This is a genomic window from Streptomyces kronopolitis (assembly GCF_014646275.1).
Classification (GTDB): Bacteria; Actinomycetota; Actinomycetes; order Streptomycetales; family Streptomycetaceae; genus Streptomyces; species Streptomyces kronopolitis.
Window position 1 is genome coordinate 121,973 of the sequence record NZ_BMND01000005.1, and the last position, 21,820, is coordinate 143,792.

Sequence of the window (21,820 nt, forward strand, 5' to 3'; positions counted from 1 at the left end):
CACAAGTCTCTTTTCTCGTTCCTCAACGCCCCTGAGCCTGACCGCGCAGCCGCTTTGCCATGGGCAACCGGAATTCCGCTCACCGTCGCGGTGGGATTCATCCGTCGTCTGCGAAAGGTAGCAGCGGGCCCGATGAGCAAATACCGCTTCGGGTAATGCGCGAACCACTCCCGAGGAACACGGGAGTACGGATTCCGATGGCGTGGTGCGCCGCCGCACGGGCGTCCTCATCAGCGCCGGAACAACGGCGGCAGCGGCTGATTGCCGGGAAGTTTCCCCGGAGTTCCGGATGCGGGCCGGCCGTAGTCGCGGCATGGTGCCGAATGAACGACCGTGGACGGGGAGCGACTTACGCTCACGGCGACCATCCCGACAATGCCGTCGAAACTGAAGGAGACCACCATGCCGGGCGCTGAATTCAAGACCACCGCGATAAAGGCGGATTCACGATGACCGAATGGACCTGGGAAGTGGCCGCGGACGCCGGCGAGGTGCACGAGCTGCTGTGCGCGAGCGACCGCTATCAGGGGGAGCGGTTCCACTCGCCGGTGCCGCGGCGCAATCCCGCCACCAGCGCCTCCCTGGTGCGTGACGGCCTGGTGCACCTGCTGCGCGACGGAGCGTCGGCGGCCGCCATGTTCACCCTCACCCGGACCCCGGCCTTCGAGGAGCCGCCGGGAGTCTTCCCGTTGGCCGCGGACCCCGCGTACCTGAGCCGGCTCGCCGTCCGGCCCGACCTGGTCACCGCCGCCTCGCTCGCCGGGCCGCTGTGCCTGCGCCGGGCCATCGCGCTCGCGGGTGAGCGCGGCGCGGACATGCTGCGGGCCGAGGCGAACCCCGACATCGAGTCCACCGTGGAGTGCATGGCGCTCCTGGGCTTCCGCCGCTGCGCCGCGCCGTCCGAGGAGACCACCGGGCCGCGGCGTATCCACCTCTACCGCCTGCTGACCTGAGTCGCCGCTCGGCTCAGTCGCAGTCGAACCGGTAGACGCTGCGGTGCCGGTAGCGGTCGCCCGGGTCGAGCCGTACGGACGGGTAGTCCGGGCGGTTCGGGGCGTCCGGCAGGGCCCCGGTCTCCAGGCAGATCCCGCCGCGCGGGCGCCCGGCGAACCAGTCCCCGGTGTACACGCCGACCGCCGGCTGGTCCGTGCCGAGGCGCATCACCCGGCCACTGCGCGGATCCGCCAGCTCCGCGCACACCGGCCCGTCCGGGACGAGGAAGCAGTTGTCGACGCGGACCCCGTCGAGCGACCGAGCGGCGGTGAAGTCGCGGGCGGTGCCGCGTACGTCCTCGGGGGCGCCGGGAAGCGGGATGAGGTCCTCGTCGAAGCGCACCGCCTCGGTCGCGCCGAGCCGGAGCCGGTGCCCGTCGATGGTGCCCTCCCCCGCGAGGTTCCAGAAGGCGTGCTGGGTCATCCCGACGACGGTGGGCGCCGTGGTGCGCGCGGTGTAGGCGATGACCAGTGTGCCGTCCGGCTCGATCCGGTAGCTCGCGCCCACCGTCAGCTCGCCCGGGTAGCCCTGGTCGCCGTCCGGGCTGAGCACGGACAGCCGCACCTCCAGCGCGTCGCCGTCCCGCGACGCCTCGGCCGACCACACCCGGCGGTCGAGCCCCTCGGAGCCGCCGTGCACATGGTGCTCGCCCTCGTTGCGGTCCAGTGTGTGGCGCACGCCGTCGAGCGTGAACTCCGCGCCGGAGACGCAGCGGCAGTAGCGGCCGACGCTGGCCCCGACATACGGATTGGTCCGGCGGGTCAGGTAGGCGTCGAGGTCGGGCAGGCGCACGCAGACATTGGCGTACCGGCCTTCGCGGTCCGGGACCTGGACGTCGATCAGGGTGGCGCCGTAGCTCCACACCGTCATCGCGGGCCCGCTGCCGGTGTTCAGCACGTAGGACGCCACCTCGGCGGCGGGGAACCCGGCGCGGGCGGGGGCGACACCGACGGTGGTGCGCTCGATGGTGGGTCGTGCGGCCACAAGGGCTCCTCTCGGCACCGACGCGCGGTGCGTGCCTGTGGGGCGCGGCGGATGCGGAGCCTCCGGTGGGGCGTCACGGGTGCGCACGGCACGCGTCGCGGGGTGTTCCGCCGCAGATGACGGCATGCGCCGAAGCGGCCCGCCTGACCGCCAGACACTAATCACGCGCGCCCCGCGTCGCGCCCACCCGGGGGTAACCGCCGTGCCACGGTCCTGACTCGGCGCGCCATCGCGGAGCAACCGCGCGCCGGGCGGATCGATTGCCGGGAGGATGGCGCCGTAGTTACCCGTGTGGTGATCCGGTCGCGTTACGTTCATGACGCGGTGGCGGTCCCTCCCCCGGGACGGACCGGCAACGGCCGATACCGCGAGGTGGGCGAACTCGTCGTCCCGTGCCGGTGGACCTCTACACAGGACAGGTGAGACATGAAGGACGGCCTTGCGCTGACCGAGAGTGCGGTGCGCGACCACGTGCACACGCTGCTGTGCGACCTGCTGTTGCGGGACTCCCTGCCGGCCGACCACGATCTCAGGGAGAGCGGCGCCCTCAACTCCGTCATGTTCCTCGAGCTGTTCGTCCGGCTGGAGACGGAGTTCGGGATCCAGCTCACGGGTGCCGATGTGACGCAGGACAACTTCCGCACGGCGGAGTCGATCGCCCGGTTCGTCTGCGCGAAGCGGGCGGACGGCTGACATGGGCGCGGAACTCACCCTCACCGACTGCACGCCCGCCGATCACGCGGAGATCTGCGCCCTCCAGGAGGGGCTGTGGGCCGGCGGTCCCGCGGGCAACCAGGCCTACCTGGAGTGGAAGTACCACGCCAATCCCTACCTCGACGAGCGGTACACCGTACTCGCCCGCTCGGCGCCGGCCGACGGCTCCCAACTGCTGGGCATGGTCGGGGTGTTCGGCTCCTCCTGGGAGAGGAACGGGCGCCGGTTCACCCTGCCCTGCCTGACGGACACGATCATCACCAGCGAGCACCGCAACAGCCCGCTCTTCCACGAGATGGTCGACGAGGTGCTCGCCCGGCTGCGCCGCGACGGCATCCCGTGGCTGCTCGACTTCGGCGACCAGGGCACCGTGCCGGCGATGCTGTTCCGCGGCTGGCGGCAGGTCGGCGTCTGGGGGCAGTCCGTGCTGACCCGGCCCGCCGACGCCTGGCACCGCAAGCCGTGGGACGAGGTGCCGGCCACCCGCGGTGCCCGCTCCGGTGCGCTGCTCACGCCGTCCCGCACCCCGGACCTCGACGCGATGACCGAGGTCGTACGGGACGTACCTGCCGACGGCCGCCTGCGGGTCGCGCGCGACCGCGCCTACTTCCACTGGCGCGCCGCGCATCCGCTGGCCACCTACTACTACCTCGTGGCGCGGTCGGAGACGGGACGGGCCGAGGGCTACCTCGTCGGCCACCGCTCCGGCGTGGACACCGACCAGGGCCCGACACCGACCACCGTCGTCGAGTGCGAGGCCCGCACGCCAGAGATCCACGCGGACCTCATCCGGCTCGCCCATGAGGCGCTGCCCGGCACCCGGGTGCTCATGTGGACCCGGGATCTGACCGAGGCGGCAGCCGCCGTGCTGGCCGACATGGGCGCCGCGTTCATCGAGCCGACCGGCCGGCCCACCCAGGACCGGCCACTGCCCAGCCTCCTGATCCGCGACACCGGCGCCCGGCCGGTCAGCGCCGCACTCGCCGACGTGGACGGGCTCGACGCATGGGACTTCCGCGGTGTCTCCGGCCGCGGCTGGCGCTGAGGCAGCTCCGCCCGGCTCCCGTCGCGGGCCCGGGCGACCGGGTACCGCTCCGCAAGAGGAAGAGAGGTGTTGACGTGACCGGCCTTCGAGCAGGCGAGTTTCCGAACGCTACCCTCGTCGGGGAACGCCGGGAGTTGCCGGCGTCCTCCGTGGTGGAGCTGATCAGCCGATGGGCCCGGACCGCGCCGGACGCGGTCGCGCTCGAATGCGGGGACACCCGCACCACGTTCCGCGAGCTGTGGCGGCGCAGCATGGCCATCGCCGCCGGGCTGCGGGAGCGGGACGTGCAGCCGGGTGAGGTCATCGGCGTCATCGCCCATCGCACCGCGGAGTCGGTGGCGGCGATGATCGCGGTCATGGCCGTCCGCGCGGCCTACGCGCCGATCGATCCGACCAATCCGCTCGGGCGCGTGCGGCTGATCCTCGATCAGGTGCGGCCCCGCGTGATGCTGTGGGACGGCACCGGCTCCGCCGAGTGCGCCGGCGGCCTGCCCACGCTGGACACCTCCGGCATACCGGACCTGCCGGCGGACAGCCCGGCCCCGGTCACCCGCGGCCCGCGCCACGACGACCTGGCCTACGTGGTCTTCACCTCGGGCTCGACGGGGCTGCCCAAGGGCGTCCTGGTGGAGCACCGTTCCCTGGTCAACTACATCGGCTGGGCGACGACCCACGTCCTGCCGGACGCCGGCGGCGCCGCCTGCCCGGTGTTCGCCAGCATGAGCTTCGACCTCGCGCTCACCACCCTGTGGGTGCCCTTGGCGCAGGGACGCACCATCGTCCTGCTGGAGGACTCCTGGGACTACGCGCGCCTGTACGCGCCCCGGTCCCGGCCGTACGACTTCATCAAGGCCACCCCCAGCCACTTCCGGCTGTTCGAGCGCATGCTGCGGCCGGAGTACCGGTCCGCCGCCAAGCGGCTGATGATCGGCGGTGAGCCGCTGGAGCCGGCCATGCTGCGGCAGATGGGCGACCGGATCGACGGCGTGGAAGTGGTCAACCACTACGGGCCGACCGAGACCACCATCGGCTGCTGCGCCTACCGGTCCACCGTGCGGGACCTGCCCGACCTGCCCACCGTGCCCATCGGCAGCCCCGCCTGGAACGCCGCGGCCTATGTGGTGGACGAGCGCGGCGGACCGGTGGGGGTGGGCGGCCAGGGGGAACTCATCGTCAGCGGGTTCGGCATCGCCCGCGGCTACCTCGGCGGCGGGGGCGGGGACCGCTTCTTCGACGACCCCGCGTTCGGCGGCCGGGCCTACCGCACGGGCGATATCGTCGAGGTGCTGCCCGAGGGCGTGCTGCTCCATCTCGGGCGCAAGGACAGCCAGTTGAAGGTGAGCGGCCACCGGTTCGAAGCGGCCGAGCTGCGCCGCCACGCGATGTCGCTGCCGCTGATCGCCGACGCCGCCTTCGACGTGATCCGCGGTGGCGTCCTGGACGCGGTCGAGGCCTTCGTGGTCTTCGACGACCGGTCGACTCAGACGCCGCCCACGGAGCGGGAGATCCGCGTCCAGCTCGCCTCGCTGCTGCCCAAGGAACTGGTGCCCAGGCGGGTGTACGTGGTGCCCGAGATCAAGGTCAACGCCAACGGCAAACGGGATGTGGGGGCCACCAGGGAACTGGCCGAGGCGCGGGCGGGGGAAACCGGTCCGTGAGCGGGGTACGGGCAGCGCACACCGAGCCGGCCGATGGGGAAGGACCAGTCATGCGGAGCGATCCCGCGCACACCGACGCACCGGAGTCCGCGCACGAGGTGATCGTGCTGGGCGTGACCGCGAGCGACGCGCACGCGGTGGCCAACCAGCTGATCGCGCACGGGCTGCGCGCCCACGGCTTCACCGTGATCAACCTGGGGGTCTGCACCCCGATCGAGGAGTTCGCCCTGGCCGTGCGGGAGAACCCCGGCGTGCTCGCCGTGGTCGTCGGCAGCCTCAACGGCCACGCCTACGACGACCTGTGCGACCTCCCTGCCGCCCGGGCCGCGGGCGAGCTGGCCTGCCCGGTCATCCTGGGCGGCAATCTGTCCGTGGGCAGCCGCAAGGATCCCGACGCGCTGGACCGGCTGCGGCGACTGGGTGTCGACCACATCCTGTCCGAACTGACCGACCTCGCCCCGCTGCTGGGCGAACTGGCCCGGAAGGCCGCGCGGTCCCGGCGGCTGCAGACCATATGAACCGGGACCCGCACCGCCGCACCGACCCGCACGCCGCGCCCGAGCCGGAGTATCCCTCCATGGCCGAGACGGTGCGCTTCGCCCGCACCCGCGGCACGCCGACCGTGCGTGACGTGCTGGCCCGGTCCGCGAAGGACGCGGTGGTGGCCATCCAGCCCCGCTGCGGGGTGGGCGGCCACCCCGAGATGCGGCAGCTGCTGCGCGCGCTGGAATCCGGTGCGCGGCCGGACGTCCTGACCCTCACCATCGACTCCCACACCCGGCTCAACCGCTTCGCGCACGCGGCCCGCCTGGCCGCCACCGATCCGGGCGCGCTGAACGGCTATCCGCTCGTGGCGCACGGCTGGCAGCGCGGCCGCGAACTGGTCGAGGCGGTGTCCGCGCCGGTGGAGATCCGGCACGGCTCCCCGGACGCGCGGCGGCTGTTCCGGGTCGCGGTGGCCGCCGGCGCCACGTCGTTCGAGGGCGGCGGCATCTCGTACAACCTCCCTTACTGCAAGGACGTACCGCTCGCCCACTCACTGGCCTGCTGGCGCGAGGTCGACGCACTGACCGGCGATCTGCGGCGCGCCGGACTGACCCTGGACCGCGAGTTGTTCGGCACCCTCACCGGGGTGCTGACGCCGCCGTCGATCAGCCTGGCCATCGGCGTGATCGAGGCCGCCCTCGCGGCCGCCGAGGGGGTGGGATGCCTCTCCATTTCCTATCCGCAGGGCGGGAACCTCGCGCAGGACGTCGCCGCGCTGCGCGCGATTCCCCTGCTGGCCCGGCGCTATCTGCCGGCGGATGTCGAGGTCTATCCGGTCCTCCACGAGTTCATGGGCGTCTTCCCTGGCCGGCGGGCCCACGCCGAGCAGCTGATCTTCTACGGGGCGCTGACCGCCCGGCTGGGCGGGGCGGCGAAGCTGGTGACCAAGACCTACCAGGAGGCGCTGGGCGTGCCGGACGCCCGGGCGAACATCGACGGGATGCGCCTGGCGGCGGTCGCCAACTCACCGCTGCTGGACTTCGTCACCGTCGACGCGGAGCAGGTCGAGGAGGAACTCCACTGGCTGCTCGCCGAGGTGGACGACCTCGTCGCCCCGGTCCTCGGCGCCGCGGATCCGGCCCGCGCCGTCACCGCGGCCTTCGCCGACGGCACGCTGGACATCCCGTTCAGCGCCAGCCGGTACGCCCGCGGGGACGTGCTGCCCTGCCGCGACGCCTCAGGGGCGATCCGCTACGCGGTGGCCGGCGCGCTGTCCCTGTCACCCGCCGCGGTGGCCCGGCACCGCAGGGCGCTCGGCCTGGCCGACGGCCCGCACAGCATGCGCACCCTGGTCGACCGGGTCACGCGCGACATCAACCACTTCCTCCACCTCTTCAAAGAGATCGAGCCGTGAGCCGCGCCAGGCCCGGTCCCTCCGGCGGCCCGGAGGACTCCGGCGCCCGTGTCTCCGCCCGGCCCTGCCCCGCGCCGGTCCGGACGCGGACCGCCTCCCAGCCCTCCGGCGGCTCGGGCCCCAGGTGGTACGAGATCTGCGCCTCCGTCGCCTGGCGCGTGACCTCGCACACCCGCACCTGCCCCCGGGGCGCCATCGCCAGCAGCCGGAAGCCCCGGTCGACCGCGTCCCCCGTGACGGTCGGGACGCCGCTGTGCGCCGGCAGGTACGACAGGCAGGCGTCACCGGTGACCACGGCGACGTGCAGCCGGAGCCAGGACGGGCGGGTACGCGGCCGGCTGCCGTCGATCCGGTCCCGGAGGGCGAAGGCCGTCCGCACGGCGCGCGTGGCGTCGTCCCGGCGGGGGCCGTCGATGCCGAAGACCGCGGAGAACACCGGTGCCGTCACGGGTCCCACGGTCCCCCCGTTCTGGCTGGACTGCTGCCGCAGCACCGCCTCGATGTCCGCCATGGCGTGCTGAACGCCGTCCAGGTCATGGTCGTCGGACAGGTCGTGCCGCACCCACGCCAGGACGACGCTCACCCGGGTGCGGCGGGGCGCCGACCGGTGGCCCGTACACGGCCGGTCGCCGTCCTCCGCGCGGTCCACCACACGGTGCTCGCGCCGGTGGTCCCGGCCCACCCGTGCCAGCACCCGGCTGACGGCCGGCGCGTCCCGGGCGTCGGGCGCCTCCGGCCGGCGGGGCGGCTGCTGGGCGACGAGGGTCGCCACCCTGGTCGGCTCCGGGGCCCGGTGGCGCTCCCCCGGCGGCGCGGCCGGCACCTCCAGGTCGGGGGCGTGTTCGAGGATGGAGCGCTCCAGGCGGCGCAGTTCCCGCGACGGCTCCAGCCCGAACCGCTCCACGAGTTCGGTCCTGATGCCCCGGAACACCGACAGCGCGTCGGTCTGCCGGCCGCACCGGTAGAGCGCCACCATCAGCTGGCCGCTGAGCCGCTCGCGCAGCGGGTCCTCGGCGACGGCCGTCTGCAGCTCGCCCAGGATCTCGTGGTGCCGGCCGATCGCCAGTCCGGCTTCGAAGTAGTCCTCCAGGGCCCCCAGCCGCTCACTCTCCAGGGCGTCCAGTTCGGGCCAGTTCAGGGCGCCGTCCGTGAGGTCGGCGAGTGCCGCACCCCGCCACAGGTCGAGCGCCCCGCGCAGGGTGCGCGCCGCGGTGACGTGATCGCCCGCGCCGGCCTCGGTGCGTCCGCGCTCCACGTGCCGGCGGAACAGGAAGAGATCCACCGCGTCGGGTGCGACCCGCAACTGGTATCCGGGGGCGCAGGTCAGCAGGGCCGCGCGCGTGTCCGCGGCGCCGTGGGCCAGGTCGAGCCGCAGGCCCCGGACGGCGTTGCCGATCATCTTGCGCGCGGTGCGGGGCGTCTCGTCCGGCCACAGGACGTCGAGCAGCTTGTGCGTGGCCACGACGCGGTTGGCGTTCAGCAGAAGGTAGGCGAGCAGCCGGCGCTTGATCACTCCGCCGAGCGGCATCGTCGTGCCGTCCACGCCTGCCTGGAGAGAGCCCAGTATTCGGAAGTGCACTTCAACCTCATTTCCCTGTTCCCCCGCTTTTTCTCGTTCCTGACGGCCGTCCGACCCGGAGAACATCACCACGAGGAGAGCTTCTTCCGGCCGTTCGCCGGGTTGCACAGGCGTGCGCGCCGAGACGCGGAAAACGGCACATGGTGAAGAAGGCTGTCGCTGACGTCAATCCTCCGCGGATGCGGCGGCGACGGAAACGGAGGCAGGGTAATTCGCCTGCCACCGCGTTCTGGTCACCGCGATATCCGACCGGTCCCTCTTTTCGTGCGGTTACGCGTCGACCGATCACGGCGGATTCGGCTGGAATGCCGGAGAGCCGCGTGACCGCGAAGCGCCCGGCAGGAAGGGGCATTCGGGTACGGGGCAGCATCCAGGCTCCTGCGGATGACGCCGGCTTCCTCGGCTCCGGAAGACCGGACGGACGGGTTCAGTAGATAACGCTCCGTCACATTGCAGGGACATCGCGTCCGGAGTCCAGCGTCCCGGAGATCCTTTGCCCTTTTGGACAGACCTGAGCCGCCTGTGGGGCACAGCAGGCGCCAACGGGCTGCCGCGGCGGAGGATCCGGGGCACCCTGGGCGGCGCACACGGGCCGGTGGAGCCACCGGCGTCCGCGGTTCAGGGCGAGATCCGCCGCCCCTCGGGCCCCAGCAGCGAGCGCCCGGCCAGGGCGGCGGCCAGCGCCCGGGTGTGCCCGGGGAAGGCGAGTTCCGCCGGTTCGCCGAGGACACAGCAGCCCTCGGTCTCGTCCGTCGCTGTCATCGCGGGCAGTCCCGCGGCCGCACGGACGGGCAGCAGCACGAAGAGTTCCACGGTGTCCCGTGTGCTGTGCGCGCCGAACAGGCGCGCCCCCTGTGCCGGGGCCAAGAGCCCGGTCTCCTCGTGGAGTTCGCGCACGGCCGCCTCCCGCCAGCTCTCCCCGACCTCCAGGTATCCACCGGGCAGGGCCAGCTCGCCGCGTCCCGGGGGGAGCGAGCGGCGGATCACGACGATGCCCCGGGTGCCGTCCTCCTGCGTCACGGGCTGTAGCGCCACCGCGACCGGCAGCGGGTTGCGCCACAGCGTCTCCCGGCACGCGGGGCAATCCAGCGGCCAGTGCGCGCCGTCCGGGTAGGCGTGGCCGCAATACGGGCAGTGGGTGACGCGGCGCCCGTGCGTGAATCCCATGAACGCCTCATTTCATGCCAGGGCCCCGCGGCGGAGCGGAACGGGCTCGCCCCGCAAGGGTGCGGTCATGCACCAAGGGAGCCCGCGGGAAGTGTCGAATTCTTCGGCGGGCCAGACCGTAACGATCTCCGGAGAATTCCCGGATAACCGGCCGGCTATCGCCCGTGGTGCACGGCGCCTCTCCGGGATTCCCCGGTAATTCCCGTACCGCCTCTAGAGTGCTCGGCACGCCCCCATTCCCGCTGACCGTCCGCGTCATCGGGCGGGGCCGAGTACCACCGCTCCACAGTTTCCTGGCTCCCGGTAGCTGATTCGTCCGAGCAAAGGAACAAGGCATGGAACAGCCCGCCTTCGCCCCCTCCGAAGCCCCCTGTGCGGCAGCGCGCGGTGTCACGCACGGCTGCTTCGGTGCGTCGCGGTCCGACCCTCACCTCGCGCCCAGGGAACGGCTGCTGGGCAACGCGGCGCCCCTGCACCGTCCGACAGCGGCCGCCCTGGAGGGTCCGGAGGCCGACGACCGCGGCCTGCACCAGGAGGTCACCGAGCAGCTGTGGCGCCAGGGCCTGGCCGTGGTGCAGCTCGACGGGCCGCTGCCTCCCGACCGGTTCATGGCGCTCGGCGAGAGCCTGGGCACGGCGACCCCGGAAACCGATCCGGCGGTGCAGCCGTTCGTCCAGGACCGCGTCATCCTCAACCTCCGCAGCCGGCACGCGCCCACCGCGGAGGTGTCGCTGCAGCCCTTCGCCCGCAACTCGCTCTCCCTGCACTCCGAGAGCAGCGGTGCGAGCGTGCCTCGGCAGCCCCGGTACATCGTGCTCATGTGCGTCAACCCCGGTGACGACACCCCGCACGCCCAGACGGTGCTGGTGTCCATGCGGGACGTGGCACGCCGGCTGTCGCCCGGCGCGCTGGAGCTGCTCTCCCGTACCTCCTACCGGGACAGCCCGGCGGCGCCGCCCCTCGCGCGCCACGTCGACGGCCGGTGGGTGTTCTCCTTCCGCGACTTCCTCGATCAGGAGCTGCGGTGGACGCACGACCGGCCGGACACCGACCCCGAGACGGTCAACGCGGCACTGCGCGAGCTGCTGGCCGCCATGTACGCGCCAGACGAGACGGTCGCCGTGCGCTGGCGCCGCGGACTGCTCGTCGTGATCGACAACACCTACTACTTCCACGGCCGGACCGCCGGCGCCGCGACACCCCCGCGGCAGCAACGGCACCTGCAGCGCCTCCGGATCCGCTAGCCACCCGTCCCGTCGGACCCCTCCGAAGGCCCCTCCCACCACCCCCTGCGAGAAGCCGATGACACTGTTCGACTCCCCTCTGGTCCCGCGCCCTTCGCACGCGTCGCAGGACGCCCTCGCGATGTCCCTGCGGGCGCCCCGGCCCGCCGGGACCTCCGACACCTTCGCCACCCGCGTCGACGAGCGGGTGCTGGACGTCTTCGCCCGGGCCCGCCGCCCCGACGACCCGCTGGAGCTGCGCAACCTGTGGCTGGGCCGGGTGGAGGACGAACTGGGCGCCCACGCGCACCATCCGGCGCTGGCCGAGCAGTGGCGGGACAGCCGCCGGCTCCGCTCGGTCGAACCGGAGCAGGTGCTGGGCTCCCGGGCCACCGTCCGGTTCGTCAAGGAGCTGTTCAACTGGTACTTCCGCGACGACCTGTACGGCGACCTCCGGGACAACGCCCAGTACATCCTCTCCGGCGGCGCGGTGGACGAGGAGCGGTGGGGGCTTCCGCAGAGCCTGAAGGAATGCATCCGCTTCGCTCTGGACCGCGACTGGTACGGCTACTCCGACTCGCGCGGGCGCTACCCGGCACGCGAGGCGATCGCCGCCTACGAGAGCGCCCGGCTCGACGGCATGCGCTACGGGCCCGAGCACGTCGCCATGACGATGGGCGGCACCTTCGCCGTCAGCACGCTCGCGGACTTCGTGCTGCACCGGGCCGCCCCGTCCACCCCGCCGGCCCTGTGCGCGATACCCAACTACCCGCCCCTGGTCGAGACGATCGCCCGCCGGCACGACATCCGGCTGGTCCCCCTGCACAGCGAGCAGGGGCAGACCTCGATCGAGCCGCTCCTCGCGGCGCTCACCCCCGACACCCCTCTGGTGCTGCTGCAGACCGTGGGCAACCCGACCGGCGCGGCCGTCACGGAGGACGGCCTGCGACGGCTGATCGAGGCGGCCTCGCCCTCCACCGTCATCGTCCTCGACGAGTGCCACGAGTGGCTGGGCTCCTACGAGGAGCGCTCCGCCGCGCGCGGTGCCCCCAACGTGGTCAGGGTCTCCAGCCTGTCCAAGACGTGGTCGGCGCCGGGTCTCAAGGCGGGCTGGTTCCTCGCCGACCCCGGCTTCATCGCCGAGTACTACGAGTACGCCTCCTCCTCGTTCGGCGGGCCGCCGTCCTTCTTCTACACGGTCGTGGAGGTCCTGGCCCGCATGGAGCGCTGGCTGATCACCGGCCTGGAGGAGCCAGGGCCGAGCGAACTCAAGGAGTTCGAGGCGTCCTACGGACTCGGCCTGGACCAGCTGCGGCACGCCTTTCGCACCTACCGCACGGAGCGGCTGCGCAGGGCCGAGGAACTCACCGTGCTGCGCGACGCGGCGACCGTCCGCCTGGCGCAGACCCCCGCGCGGGTGCTCACCCCGCGCTTCTCCATCAACACCACCGTGGAACTGCCCGGTTGGGACGACTCCTACCGATGTTTCCGCGACGTGCTGCGGGAGACGGGCGTCTCCCTCTTCCCCGGCATCCTCACCTTCTGCTTCTCCGGTCCCGTCATGCGCATCACCACCGCCCGCCCGTGGGAGCAGATGGCCCCCGCGCTGGACCGGCTGGGATCCCACCTCGACGCCCGGGCGGCCCGCTGATGTCCTTCCGCCACCACGAAGAGCGAGGGGCCGCATGACGTCCTGGGCCCTACCGGCCGGCGGGCACAAGCTGGTCCTCGGCATGGTGCATCTCACGCCCCTGCCGGGCACCCCCTTCCACCGGCCGCACAGCTTCCCGGAGATCCTCGACACGGCGGTCGCGTCCGCGCGGGCCCTGTACGAGGGCGGGGCGGACGGCTGCCTGATCCAGACGGTCGACCGTGTCTACAGCGTCGCCGACGAGTCGGACCCGGCACGTACCGTCGCGATGGGCCTGATCGCGCGCGCGGCCGTCGAGGCGACCGGCGGGGACTTCCGCGTCGGTGTCCAGATGATGCGCAACGCCACCCGGGCCTCGCTCGCCGTGGCACAGGTGGCCGGGGGCGACTTCGTCCGGGCGGGCGCCCTGGTGGGGCAGACCCTCACCGCCCACGGCATGGTGCGGCCCGATCCGCTGGAGGTCATGAGCTATCGCCGCTCGATCGGCGCGGAGCACGTGGGCATCGTGGCGGACATCGACTCCATGCACTTCACCTGGCACGGAGGGGAGAAGACCACCCCGGAGGTGGCGCGCGCGGCCCGCACCGTCGGCGCGGACGCGGTGTCGCTCTCGCACCCCGACCCGCGCACCGCACTGGAGATGATCGCCTCCGTCCGCGAGGCCGTTCCGCAGCTGCCCCTCATCCTGGCCGGACACACGAACCACGACAACGCGGCGCGACTGCTCGCCGCCGCGGACGGCGCGTTCGTGGGCACCTGCCTGGAACGTGACGGCTGGGGCGGCACGGTCGACGCCGACCTCGTGCGGCGCTACGTCGACCTCGTCAGGGGGACCGAGCGATGACCTCCGCGCCCCACCCGGGCCCCGGTCCGGCCGGACCCCCGCCGATGGAGCCGGAAGTGATGCTCCGTCAGGTAGTGTGCCTCGCCGACGACATACGGGGCCGCGCCGCGTCCGTCGCCGAGCAGGTGCGGGCCCTGCCGGGCGCCCTGGACCTGGCCGGCGTCGAGTCGGTGGTCATCGTGGGCAACGGGGACAGCGACCACGCCGCCCGGGCCGTCGAGATGGCCTTCCGGTCCCTCGCCGGTGTCGACTGCCGGCCGGTGAGCGCGCTGCCCTTCACCCACTACCGCAAGCCCGCCGCCTCGCCCGCCCGGGTGCTCACCGTCGCGATCTCCGTCTCGGGCGGCAGCCCGCTCGTCGTCACGTCGGCCGAGCAGGCGAGGGCGGAGGGGGGAGCGGTCGTCGCGCTCACCGCGAACGCGGCGAGCCCACTGGCCCGTTCGGCGTACGGCACCGTCCTGCTCGACCTGCCCGGCCAGGAGCCGTCCCCGGGCGTCCGCACCTACCAGGCCAGTCTCCTCGGCGCGCTGCTGCTGGCGATCGCGCTGGGGCAGGCACGAGGGCATCTGGACCGGGCGGCGGCCGAGATGCTGCGCGAGGAACTCGGCGCGCTGGCCGACGCGATCGAGGCCACCGTCGACGAGAGCGTCCGGCGGACCCGGCAGCTCGCCGACCGGATCGCGCACGCGCCGGTGCTGACCCTGCTCGGCAGCGGGCCGTCCCACGGCAGCGCGCTGTACGGCGCGGCGAAGCAGGTGGAGACCGCCGCCGTCTTCGCCGTGGGCCAGGACCTGGAGGAGTGGTGCCACGTCGAGCGGTTCGCGGGGCCGTCCGACCTGCCGGTCTTCGTGCTGGCCCCGGCCGGCCGGTCCTCCGGTCCCGCCCTGCGGGTCGCCCAGCGCGCCGCCGACCTCGGGCGGCGGCTCGTCGCGGTCGCCCCCGCGGACCGGCTCGACGGCTTCCCCGCCTGGGCCGCGCTGCCCGTCCACGGCCAGGTGCGCGAGGAGTTCTCCCCGCTGCTCTACCACCTCTTCGCCGCCCCGCTCGCCTGCCACCTCGCCCAGTCCCTGGGCCGTGTCCCGTTCGCCGCCGGCCGGCCCGGGCACGCCCCCGCCGTCCCCGTCCGACCCGCCACCCCCGCGACCGTGAAGGAAGAAGGACGATGACCGAGACCACCCACCGCCGGCCCGCCGACGAGACCATCGACCTGCTGCGTGCGGAGCTGGACCGCCTCGCCCCGGCCGAACGCGAGGCCAAGGCGGTGGAACTGCTGTCGGTCCTCGGCCGTACGAAGGCCGCGGAGGCCTCCTCGGCGCTCCCGCCCCTCGAGGAGCCCGGCACCGGCCGCGCGCCCCTGCTGATCTGCGACTGGGCGACCGACCTCGGACTGGACGGGACGACCCAGCAGCTCGGCATCACCATGGCGCCCGGCCCCACCCGGGTGTCGAAGACCGCCGACGCCACCGGACACTCGCTGCTCTCCAGCGGTCATGTCGGGGCCGACATCCTGCACGTGCCCGCCGGCAGCGGCTTCGCCCCGCACACCCACCCCGGGGACCATCTGCTGTTCGTGCTGGCGGGCACCGGCACCATCTCCGTCGCCGGAGAGATCGTGCAGACCCGTCCCGGACAGGTCTACATGGTGGAGGGCGCGCTCACCCACGCGGTGGGCGCGGTGACCGACCACATGATCCTCGCCGTGGGCGCTCCGCACCGCCCCCTGGACAGCCCCGAACGGCAGGAACTCACCGCCTACGCAGCCCTCCTGGGCGATCTCGGCCGTATCACCTGCCGCATCTGCGACATCGAGGGCTCCAGCGGTGAGGAACTCGCGGCGAACGGCTGCCCGCACTCCCCGCACCGGTTCGGGTGATCCGCCCGGGGACCGCCGCCGATCCGTTCCCGGCAGGGCCGTGCGGTCCGCCGACCGCCTGCCGCGTGCTGACCGAAACCACCTGGAAGCAGGGCCCACGATGTCGCAGAACACCCCCACGCTGCCCCTGACCGACCCGCGCACCGGCCGGGAGCGGTCGTCGCTGGCCGTCGGCCGCGAGGCGGAGACCCGGGCCGCGGTGGCGGCCGCCCGCGGCGCCCAGCCCGCCTGGGCCGCCCTCACTCCCCGCGAGCGGGCCCGGCGCCTGCTGCGGTTCGCCGACCTCATCGAGGACAACGCCGCCGCGTATGTGGCGGCCGAGCAGGCCGGGACCGGAAAGCCCGACGCCGAGGCGCGCGGCGAGGTCGAGAACTGCGCCGATCTGCTGCGGTTCTACGCCGGTGCCCAGCGCGCCGACACCGCGCCCGCGGGCGGCCGGCGGATGGCCGGCCGCGAGAGCTGGGTGCGGTGGGAGCCGCTGGGCGTCGTCGCCGCGATCGTGCCGTGGAACTACCCGCTCATGATGGCCGCCTGGCGGATCGGCCCGGCGCTCGCCGCCGGCAACACCGTCGTGCTCAAGCCCGCGCTGACCACGCCGGACACCGCCATGCTGCTCGCCCGGGACGCGGCCGCGGCTCTCGTCCCGGGCGCGCTGGTGACGGTGCCGGGCGACCGTGACACCGGGCGGCTGCTCGTCGCCGAGGACATCGACATGGTGGCCTTCACCGGCAGCGAGGCGGGGGGCCGGGATGTCGCCGTCCGCGCGGCACTGCACCGGGTCAGCCTGGAGCTGGGCGGCAACTGCCCCGCCGTCGTCCTCCCGGACGCGCCCGACGACACCTGCGCGGAGCTGGTGCGGGCCGTCACCTACAACGCCGGCCAGAGCTGCGCCGCACCGGCGCGGGTGATCACCCTGCGGGAGAACTACGAGCGGACCGTGGCCGGGCTGGCCGAGGCGATGGCCGGCCGGCGCGCCGGGGCCGACTTCGGGCCGCTCAACAACGCGGACCAGGCGGCGCGTTACGACCGCATCGTGGGGAGCAGCGCGGCCGGCATCGTCCATGTCGCCGATGTCGCGTCGCGGCCGGGCCAGGAGAACGGCTTCTGGCGGCCCGGACGGATCCTCGCCGATCTGAAGCCCGACGACCCGGCGGTGGTGGAGGAGGTGTTCGGCCCCGTGCTGACGGTCCAGGCGGTGGACGGCACCGAGGAGGCGCTGGCCCTGGCCAACTCCGTGCCTCAGGCGCTCGCCGCGAGCGTCTGGGGTTCCGACACGGCCACCACGCTCGCCCTGGCCCACGAGTTGAACGCCGGGGAGGTCTGGGTCAACTGCCATCTGGACCAGTGCCCCGAGCTGCCCCATGGCGGCCGCGGCAGCTCCGGACACGGCACGGACATGAGCGTCCTGGCCCTGACGGAGTACCAGCGCCCCAAGGCCGTCACGGTGCGCCTGCGCACGCCCTGACGCCCCGGCCGGACGCTGCCCCCGCCCGAGTCCGCTGAGCGGGCCGGGCCGACGAAGGAGAAGAGCACCATGAGTGAGACCGCCGGTCGAACCGGTGACGCGCTGGGCGAGACGATCCGCGATCTCGTCGCCCGGCAGCTGCCCGACGAAGGCGGCAGGGAGCTGACGCCGGATCTCCCGCTGCGGGACGCCGGGTTGAACTCCCTGGGCACCGTCGCGACGCTGGTGGCGATCGAGAGCGAGTTCGGCCTCAGCCTCCCCGACGAGCTGGTCACCCCGGAGACCTTCCACAGCGTGCGGACGCTGACCGCCGCCGTCGCGTCCGTGGTGGACGCGGAGCGGGACGCGACGGGCGGGGCGAGGGCGGACGATGCCGTCTCCTGAACCGGCGCTGCGCTTCGGAGTCCACTCCGGGCAGCAGTACGAGACGTACGACGCGCTCCTGACGCTGTGGCGCAGGGCCGAGGACCTCGGCTACGACTGGTGCTCGCTCTTCGACCACCTGCGACCGCCGATGGGCGGACCGGACGGCCCGTGCTTCGAGGGCACCACCCTGCTCTCCGCACTGACCGCGCAGACCGGCCGGATCCGCGGCGCGCTCATGGTGGCACCCGTGGCGTGGCGCCATCCGGCGATGCTGGCCGCGCTCGCCGCGACCATCGACCACGTCGGCGCCGGGCGGGTGGAAATCGGCATCGGGGTCGGCGGCGCCGACCTGGCACACGAGCAGTACGGCATCGCTCAGCCGGACCGCGCCGAGCGCCTGGAGATGCTGGAGGAGACCGCCGCGGTCCTGCGCGGCCTGTGGTCGGGCGAGGAATTCTCCTACGCCGGCAAGCACTTCCGCATCACGCGGGGCCATCTCCGCCCCGCGCCGGTCCAGCCGCGGCTGCCGCTGGTCGTCGGCGGGGCGAGCCCACCGGTGCTGCGGGTGGTCGCACGGCACGGCGACGTGTGGAACAGCCTGCTCACGGACCCGGACCGGTATCGGCGGCGCGTGGAGCAGTTGGACCGCGAGTGCGCGCGGGCCGGCCGTGACCGGGCGGAGATCCGCGTGTCGATGACCTTCCGCGCGCTGCTCGTCGACGACCCGGCGGAGCTGCCGGGCAGACTCGACCGGCTGCGTGCCGTCTTCCCGCCCGATTCGCCGGTGTGGCCGGAGTATCTGGTCTTCGGTACCCCCGAGCAGTGCGTCGAGGCGCTGCTGCCCTACCGCGAACTGGGCGTCACCGACTTCGTGCTGGGGGCCCGGCCGCCGGTGGACTGGGACAGCGTCACGCTCTTCGCCGAGCGCGTCATCCCGCACCTGCGCCCCGCCTCCACCCCGGCGTGAGCCGAACGTCCGCCCCCGTACCACACCCCGCAACACCACCGTGCCCAGTGCGCGCCCTGAGCGGTGCCCGCAGGAAGGGAAACCCGTATGACCAACTACTACTCCCAAGGATTCGCTGCCTTCTTCGACAGCAGCTACACCGGCTGGGTGGACCGCTTCTCCCCCAAGCTGGTCGCGCACCTGGCGCAGGCGGCCGGAGACAACCGCACCGCAGCCGATATCTGCTGCGGCACCGGCGTGACCGCCGCCCACTTCCTCGACGCCGGCTGGACCCTGCACGGGGTCGACGGCTCGAAGGCGATGCTCGACCTCGCGCGGGCCCGGCACGCCGCACGGATCGAGGAGGGCAGGTTCGGCGTGACGGAGGCCGACGCCCGCGCGTTCCGGCTGCCCGCCGAGGTCGCCGCGTGCGTCAGCATGGACGGCGCGCTCAACCACCTCCCCACCCTCGACGATCTGCGGCAGTGCTTCACCTCGGTGGCCGCCGCGCTCGCCCCCGGGGGCGAGTTCGTCTTCGACCTCTACGAGGAGTCGCACTTCCTCCACTGGAACCACGTCACGCTCACGGACAGCCCCGAGGCGGTCGTGGTCAAGCGGGGGGTGTGGGACACCGCCGGCCGCAGCGGCATGCTGCGCGTCTCGGGGGTGTTCGACACCGGGGACCGGGCGCAGCGGGTCGACCAGACGCTGACGAGCTGGTACTACGACCATGCCGAGGTGACCGGTGCGCTGCGCGCGGCCGGACTGGAGCCGCTCCCCCACGACTTCGGCGGCCCCGACCTCAAGTGCGACTCGGGTTCCTGCTCGCGCACCGATGTGCCGTGCCGCCGGGTCTACCGCGCCCGCAAGGCCTGACGCACGCGACCCCCGGGACGGTGGGCACGGACGCCGCGCACGGCGGGGCGTCGTCGGCACCACCGTCCACGGGGGCCTGGAATACCTGATGTACGGCGGGGGCGTGGCGGGCCGGTGACGGCTCCGGGAGACGGGCCAGCGGGTCCGCCACGCCCCCGCCGGGCGTCAGGAGCGCTTGCCCTTGAGGGAGTCCTTCATCCCCTGGGCGTTGTCGCGGGCCTCGCCCATCGCGCTCTTGGCCCGGCCCCTGGCCTCGTCCGTGCGGCCCTCGGCCTTCATGCGCTCGTTGCCCATGGCCTTGCCGGCCTTCTGCTTGGCCTTGCCCTTCATCTTGTCCATGGAACCCTTGTCAGCCATGTCGAACTCCTTCGTGCGGAGGGGAAAAGCTTCGTCCTCACGCTGCCGCAGGTCGCATCGGCCCGCACCCGGAGGCGGCTGGCCGAGGGAACTCCTGTGCGGCCGCGGTGCGTCCCCCGGCTCCCGCTACGCCTCGGTATCCCGTGCGACGGCGGCCCCGTACCGGCGCGGCCGCGGCACGGGCCGAAGCTCCCGGGCCCGTTCGGGCGTCCGCCGGCCGGGGCCCGGCCACCCGCCACCCCGGTCCGTCGCCCGCGGCGTCCGGTGGCGGCCCCGCGCGTCCCCCACGGGCGTCACCCGATCGGTCGTCCCGGTTCGCCGCGCCCGCCCCGGCCCCCTAGCGTCGTACGACGCAGCGTGCCGTCTGCGCACCGCCGCCTCAAGGGAGTCCGACATGCGGAGGGTCCTCACCGTGCCGACCGTGCTGCTCGCCCTCGCCGGGGCGGGCTGCGGGGACGGCGGCGAAGCGCCGACCGCGGCGTCGTCCGCCACGGGCAGCGGCCCGGGCAGCCGCGGCTCGGCGTCCCCGACCGTCCCGGGACAGCCGGTGGACTGCGGCGAGCTGGCCGACGCGCTGGGCCCCGAGGGCGATGTCACCCTCTTCGCGGATGCCGCGGCCGGCGGCACGGTGGGCTGTACGGAGGCCCGCTCGGTGATGTCCGAGTTCTTCCTGCGGGCGCCGCGGGAGGCCGAGGACGACCGGGGCACGCTCGCCGTCCGGGGCTGGCTCTGCCAGTACGAGAGCGGCCCCACCGGCACCTGGATCACGACCTGCCGCAAGGACAAGCGGGAGATGCACACGGAGGAGCCGTCCGGCCAGAGCGGCCCCTCCGAGGAGCCCGGCACACCGGACGGCTCGCAGCTGCCCACCCTCCCCGACGAGCCCTCCGACCCGATGGACGAGCCGTCGACGGAGGAGCTGTAGGCGGAGCAGCGGTGGGCGGACGCCGGGCCGGGCCCGCCGGGTGCCGTCAGTCCTGCGGCGCCGTCGGCTCCTCGCCCATCCCCTGGAACCACGTCGGCCCCGGCTCCAGCGCCCGCTTGATGCGGGTCAGCGCGTAGTCCTGGAGCTCCGGCAGGGCGTCGACCGCGAACCAGCCCACCTCCAGCGACTCGTCGTCGTTGACCCGGGCCTCACCGCCGATCGCCCGGCAGCGCAGCGTCACGTCCATGAACTGGCAGACGTCCCCGTTGGGGTAATGGGTGGGCGGCATGGTCTCGATGAGGACCACGGCCTCGGGGACGACCCGCACCGCGGTCTCCTCATGGACCTCGCGCACCGCGGTCTCGGCCGGCTGCTCGCCGGGCTCGGGGATGCCGCCGATCACCGACCAGCCGCCGGTGTCGGCCCGCCTGCCCAGCAGGACGCGGCCCCGGTCGTCGAAGACCACCGCGCTCACCCCGGGCAGCCACAGCAGCTGCCGGCCGATGGAGGTCCGCAGGTCACGGATGAAATCGGGAGTTGCCATCCTTCGACCCTACGGGAGACCGGCCGCGGGCTCCCGGCGTACGGTGCAGCCGGTGCCGCCGCCCGCCCGTGCCGCGCTCAGGCGCCGGCCGGGGACCCCTCACGCGGGCGGAGCCGGCCGCGGATCACCCGCACGGCGACCTCCGCGTCATCGACGGTGATGGTGAAGGTCCGCCCGTCGCCGAGCCGCAGGATCACGCCCTCACCGCGGCGGACGACGACGGCGGTGCCCTGCTCGGGGCGCCAGCGGTAGCCCCAGCCGCCCCAGTGGCGGGGCGTGACCTGCGGGGTGAAATCGGCGCCGACGACGGTTTCCAGCGGGATCCGGCGGCGCGGCACCCCTATATGGCCGCACCGCACCTCCAGGTACTCCTTGTCCACGCGCACCGCGACGTGGACGAAGGCCAGCGTGCCGAAGAGCACCAGCAGCCCGGCCGCGACACAGCCGACCACCGACATCACCAGGGCCACCAGGCCCGAGGTCCAGTTGCTGTCGACGGCGAGTTCGATGCCCAGGGCCAGACAGGCGGCGCCGATCGCGGCCAGCAGCCACTGGATGCGGTTGGTGGCACTGCCGTGCCAGACCTCGGGAAGCTCCGCGTGGGAGCCGCCGACGGGGCGCGCCGGGCCGGCGGCGCCGTCGGTGGGGTCCTGGCTCTCGGGGGCGGCTGCCCCCTCGTGGGGGTGGTCCCTCATGAGACGCAGCGTACG

Annotated in this window: 22 protein-coding genes; 16 read left to right on the plus strand and 6 right to left on the minus strand. The window is 73.5% G+C overall.

All coding sequences use genetic code 11. The features are described 5' to 3' along the window. Window positions 1-449: 449 nt before the first annotated feature. The gene (locus IEY78_RS08500; protein ID WP_189096993.1) at window positions 450-953 is read left to right on the plus strand and encodes a hypothetical protein; all 504 of its coding nucleotides are present in this window, start codon (window positions 450-452) and stop codon (window positions 951-953) included. A gap of 13 nt (window positions 954-966) precedes the next feature. On the opposite strand, the gene IEY78_RS08505 is transcribed toward IEY78_RS08500, so the two are convergent. After that, window positions 967-1,977, minus strand: coding sequence for an aldose epimerase family protein (locus IEY78_RS08505; protein WP_229699788.1), 1,011 nt, complete (start codon window positions 1,975-1,977; stop codon window positions 967-969). 426 nt (window positions 1,978-2,403) lie between these two features. On the opposite strand from IEY78_RS08505, the gene IEY78_RS08510 reads away from it, so the two are divergent. The 5 genes from IEY78_RS08510 to IEY78_RS08530 all read left to right on the plus strand — a co-directional run bounded on the left by IEY78_RS08510 (window position 2,404) and on the right by IEY78_RS08530 (window position 7,294). Further along, window positions 2,404-2,670, plus strand: a complete 267-nt coding sequence (locus tag IEY78_RS08510; protein ID WP_189096995.1) for an acyl carrier protein — start codon at window positions 2,404-2,406, stop codon at window positions 2,668-2,670. A gap of 1 nt (window position 2,671) precedes the next feature. Beyond that, window positions 2,672-3,736, plus strand: a complete 1,065-nt coding sequence (locus IEY78_RS08515) for a GNAT family protein (protein WP_189096996.1) — start codon at window positions 2,672-2,674, stop codon at window positions 3,734-3,736. 134 nt (window positions 3,737-3,870) lie between these two features. Beyond that, a complete protein-coding gene (locus IEY78_RS08520) occupies window positions 3,871-5,394 on the plus strand; it encodes an amino acid adenylation domain-containing protein (protein WP_189096997.1) in 1,524 nt (507 codons plus the stop codon). A gap of 50 nt (window positions 5,395-5,444) precedes the next feature. Further along, entirely contained in the window at window positions 5,445-5,912 is a 468-nt protein-coding gene (locus IEY78_RS08525; protein WP_189096998.1) for a cobalamin-dependent protein, read from the plus strand. Beyond that, window positions 5,909-7,294: a methylaspartate mutase gene (locus IEY78_RS08530; protein ID WP_229699789.1), complete on the plus strand. Its 1,386-nt coding sequence runs from the start codon at window positions 5,909-5,911 to the stop codon at window positions 7,292-7,294. The genes IEY78_RS08525 and IEY78_RS08530 overlap by 4 nt, the downstream gene beginning before the upstream one ends. Here IEY78_RS08530 and IEY78_RS34795 read toward each other — a convergent pair. Together IEY78_RS34795 and IEY78_RS08540 are read right to left on the minus strand one after the other, a co-directional pair. Beyond that, window positions 7,275-8,873, minus strand: a complete 1,599-nt coding sequence (locus IEY78_RS34795) for an AfsR/SARP family transcriptional regulator (RefSeq protein ID WP_189096999.1) — start codon at window positions 8,871-8,873, stop codon at window positions 7,275-7,277. The two genes, IEY78_RS08530 and IEY78_RS34795, sit on opposite strands and share 20 nt — an antisense overlap. Before the next feature lie 618 nt (window positions 8,874-9,491). Next, entirely contained in the window at window positions 9,492-10,040 is a 549-nt protein-coding gene (locus IEY78_RS08540; RefSeq protein WP_189097000.1) for an NUDIX domain-containing protein, read from the minus strand. Window positions 10,041-10,375: 335 nt separating this feature from the next. Here IEY78_RS08540 and IEY78_RS08545 point away from each other — a divergent pair, with 335 nt between their 5' ends. The 9 genes from IEY78_RS08545 (at window position 10,376) to IEY78_RS08585 (ending at window position 19,284) form a co-directional block, all read left to right on the plus strand. Beyond that, on the plus strand, window positions 10,376-11,284 hold the full coding sequence (locus IEY78_RS08545) for a TauD/TfdA family dioxygenase (protein ID WP_189097001.1): 909 nt from the start codon (window positions 10,376-10,378) through the stop codon (window positions 11,282-11,284). Between the two features lie 58 nt (window positions 11,285-11,342). Continuing rightward, window positions 11,343-12,914 carry a pyridoxal phosphate-dependent aminotransferase gene (locus IEY78_RS08550; RefSeq protein ID WP_229699790.1) on the plus strand — a complete coding sequence of 524 codons (1,572 nt, stop codon included), beginning with the start codon at window positions 11,343-11,345 and terminating at the stop codon, window positions 12,912-12,914. A 34-nt stretch (window positions 12,915-12,948) separates the two neighbouring features. Beyond that, window positions 12,949-13,758, plus strand: a complete 810-nt coding sequence (locus IEY78_RS08555) for a BtpA/SgcQ family protein (protein ID WP_189097002.1) — start codon at window positions 12,949-12,951, stop codon at window positions 13,756-13,758. Between the two features lie 59 nt (window positions 13,759-13,817). Further along, the gene (locus IEY78_RS08560; protein WP_189097003.1) at window positions 13,818-14,924 is read left to right on the plus strand and encodes an SIS domain-containing protein; all 1,107 of its coding nucleotides are present in this window, start codon (window positions 13,818-13,820) and stop codon (window positions 14,922-14,924) included. Beyond that, window positions 14,921-15,631, plus strand: coding sequence for a cupin domain-containing protein (locus tag IEY78_RS08565; protein ID WP_189097004.1), 711 nt, complete (start codon window positions 14,921-14,923; stop codon window positions 15,629-15,631). Before IEY78_RS08560 ends, IEY78_RS08565 begins: the two co-directional genes overlap by 4 nt. Before the next feature lie 100 nt (window positions 15,632-15,731). Beyond that, complete coding sequence (locus tag IEY78_RS08570) at window positions 15,732-17,096, plus strand: aldehyde dehydrogenase family protein (protein ID WP_189097005.1); 1,365 nt, start codon at window positions 15,732-15,734, stop codon at window positions 17,094-17,096. A 69-nt stretch (window positions 17,097-17,165) separates the two neighbouring features. After that, the gene (locus IEY78_RS08575) at window positions 17,166-17,480 is read left to right on the plus strand and encodes a phosphopantetheine-binding protein (RefSeq protein WP_189097006.1); all 315 of its coding nucleotides are present in this window, start codon (window positions 17,166-17,168) and stop codon (window positions 17,478-17,480) included. Continuing rightward, window positions 17,467-18,429, plus strand: a complete 963-nt coding sequence (locus IEY78_RS08580) for an LLM class flavin-dependent oxidoreductase (protein ID WP_189097007.1) — start codon at window positions 17,467-17,469, stop codon at window positions 18,427-18,429. Before IEY78_RS08575 ends, IEY78_RS08580 begins: the two co-directional genes overlap by 14 nt. Window positions 18,430-18,516: 87 nt before the next feature. Then, window positions 18,517-19,284, plus strand: coding sequence for a class I SAM-dependent DNA methyltransferase (locus IEY78_RS08585; RefSeq protein WP_189097008.1), 768 nt, complete (start codon window positions 18,517-18,519; stop codon window positions 19,282-19,284). A 165-nt stretch (window positions 19,285-19,449) separates the two neighbouring features. On the opposite strand, the gene IEY78_RS08590 is transcribed toward IEY78_RS08585, so the two are convergent. Then, on the minus strand, window positions 19,450-19,641 hold the full coding sequence (locus IEY78_RS08590) for a CsbD family protein (RefSeq protein ID WP_189097009.1): 192 nt from the start codon (window positions 19,639-19,641) through the stop codon (window positions 19,450-19,452). Between the two features lie 394 nt (window positions 19,642-20,035). On the opposite strand from IEY78_RS08590, the gene IEY78_RS08595 reads away from it, so the two are divergent. Continuing rightward, window positions 20,036-20,566 carry a hypothetical protein gene (locus IEY78_RS08595; RefSeq protein ID WP_189097010.1) on the plus strand — a complete coding sequence of 177 codons (531 nt, stop codon included), beginning with the start codon at window positions 20,036-20,038 and terminating at the stop codon, window positions 20,564-20,566. Between the two features lie 46 nt (window positions 20,567-20,612). On the opposite strand, the gene IEY78_RS08600 is transcribed toward IEY78_RS08595, so the two are convergent. Then, window positions 20,613-21,110 carry an NUDIX hydrolase gene (locus IEY78_RS08600; RefSeq protein WP_189097011.1) on the minus strand — a complete coding sequence of 166 codons (498 nt, stop codon included), beginning with the start codon at window positions 21,108-21,110 and terminating at the stop codon, window positions 20,613-20,615. 77 nt (window positions 21,111-21,187) lie between these two features. Next, window positions 21,188-21,805 carry a hypothetical protein gene (locus IEY78_RS08605; protein WP_189097012.1) on the minus strand — a complete coding sequence of 206 codons (618 nt, stop codon included), beginning with the start codon at window positions 21,803-21,805 and terminating at the stop codon, window positions 21,188-21,190. Window positions 21,806-21,820 lie beyond the last annotated feature (15 nt).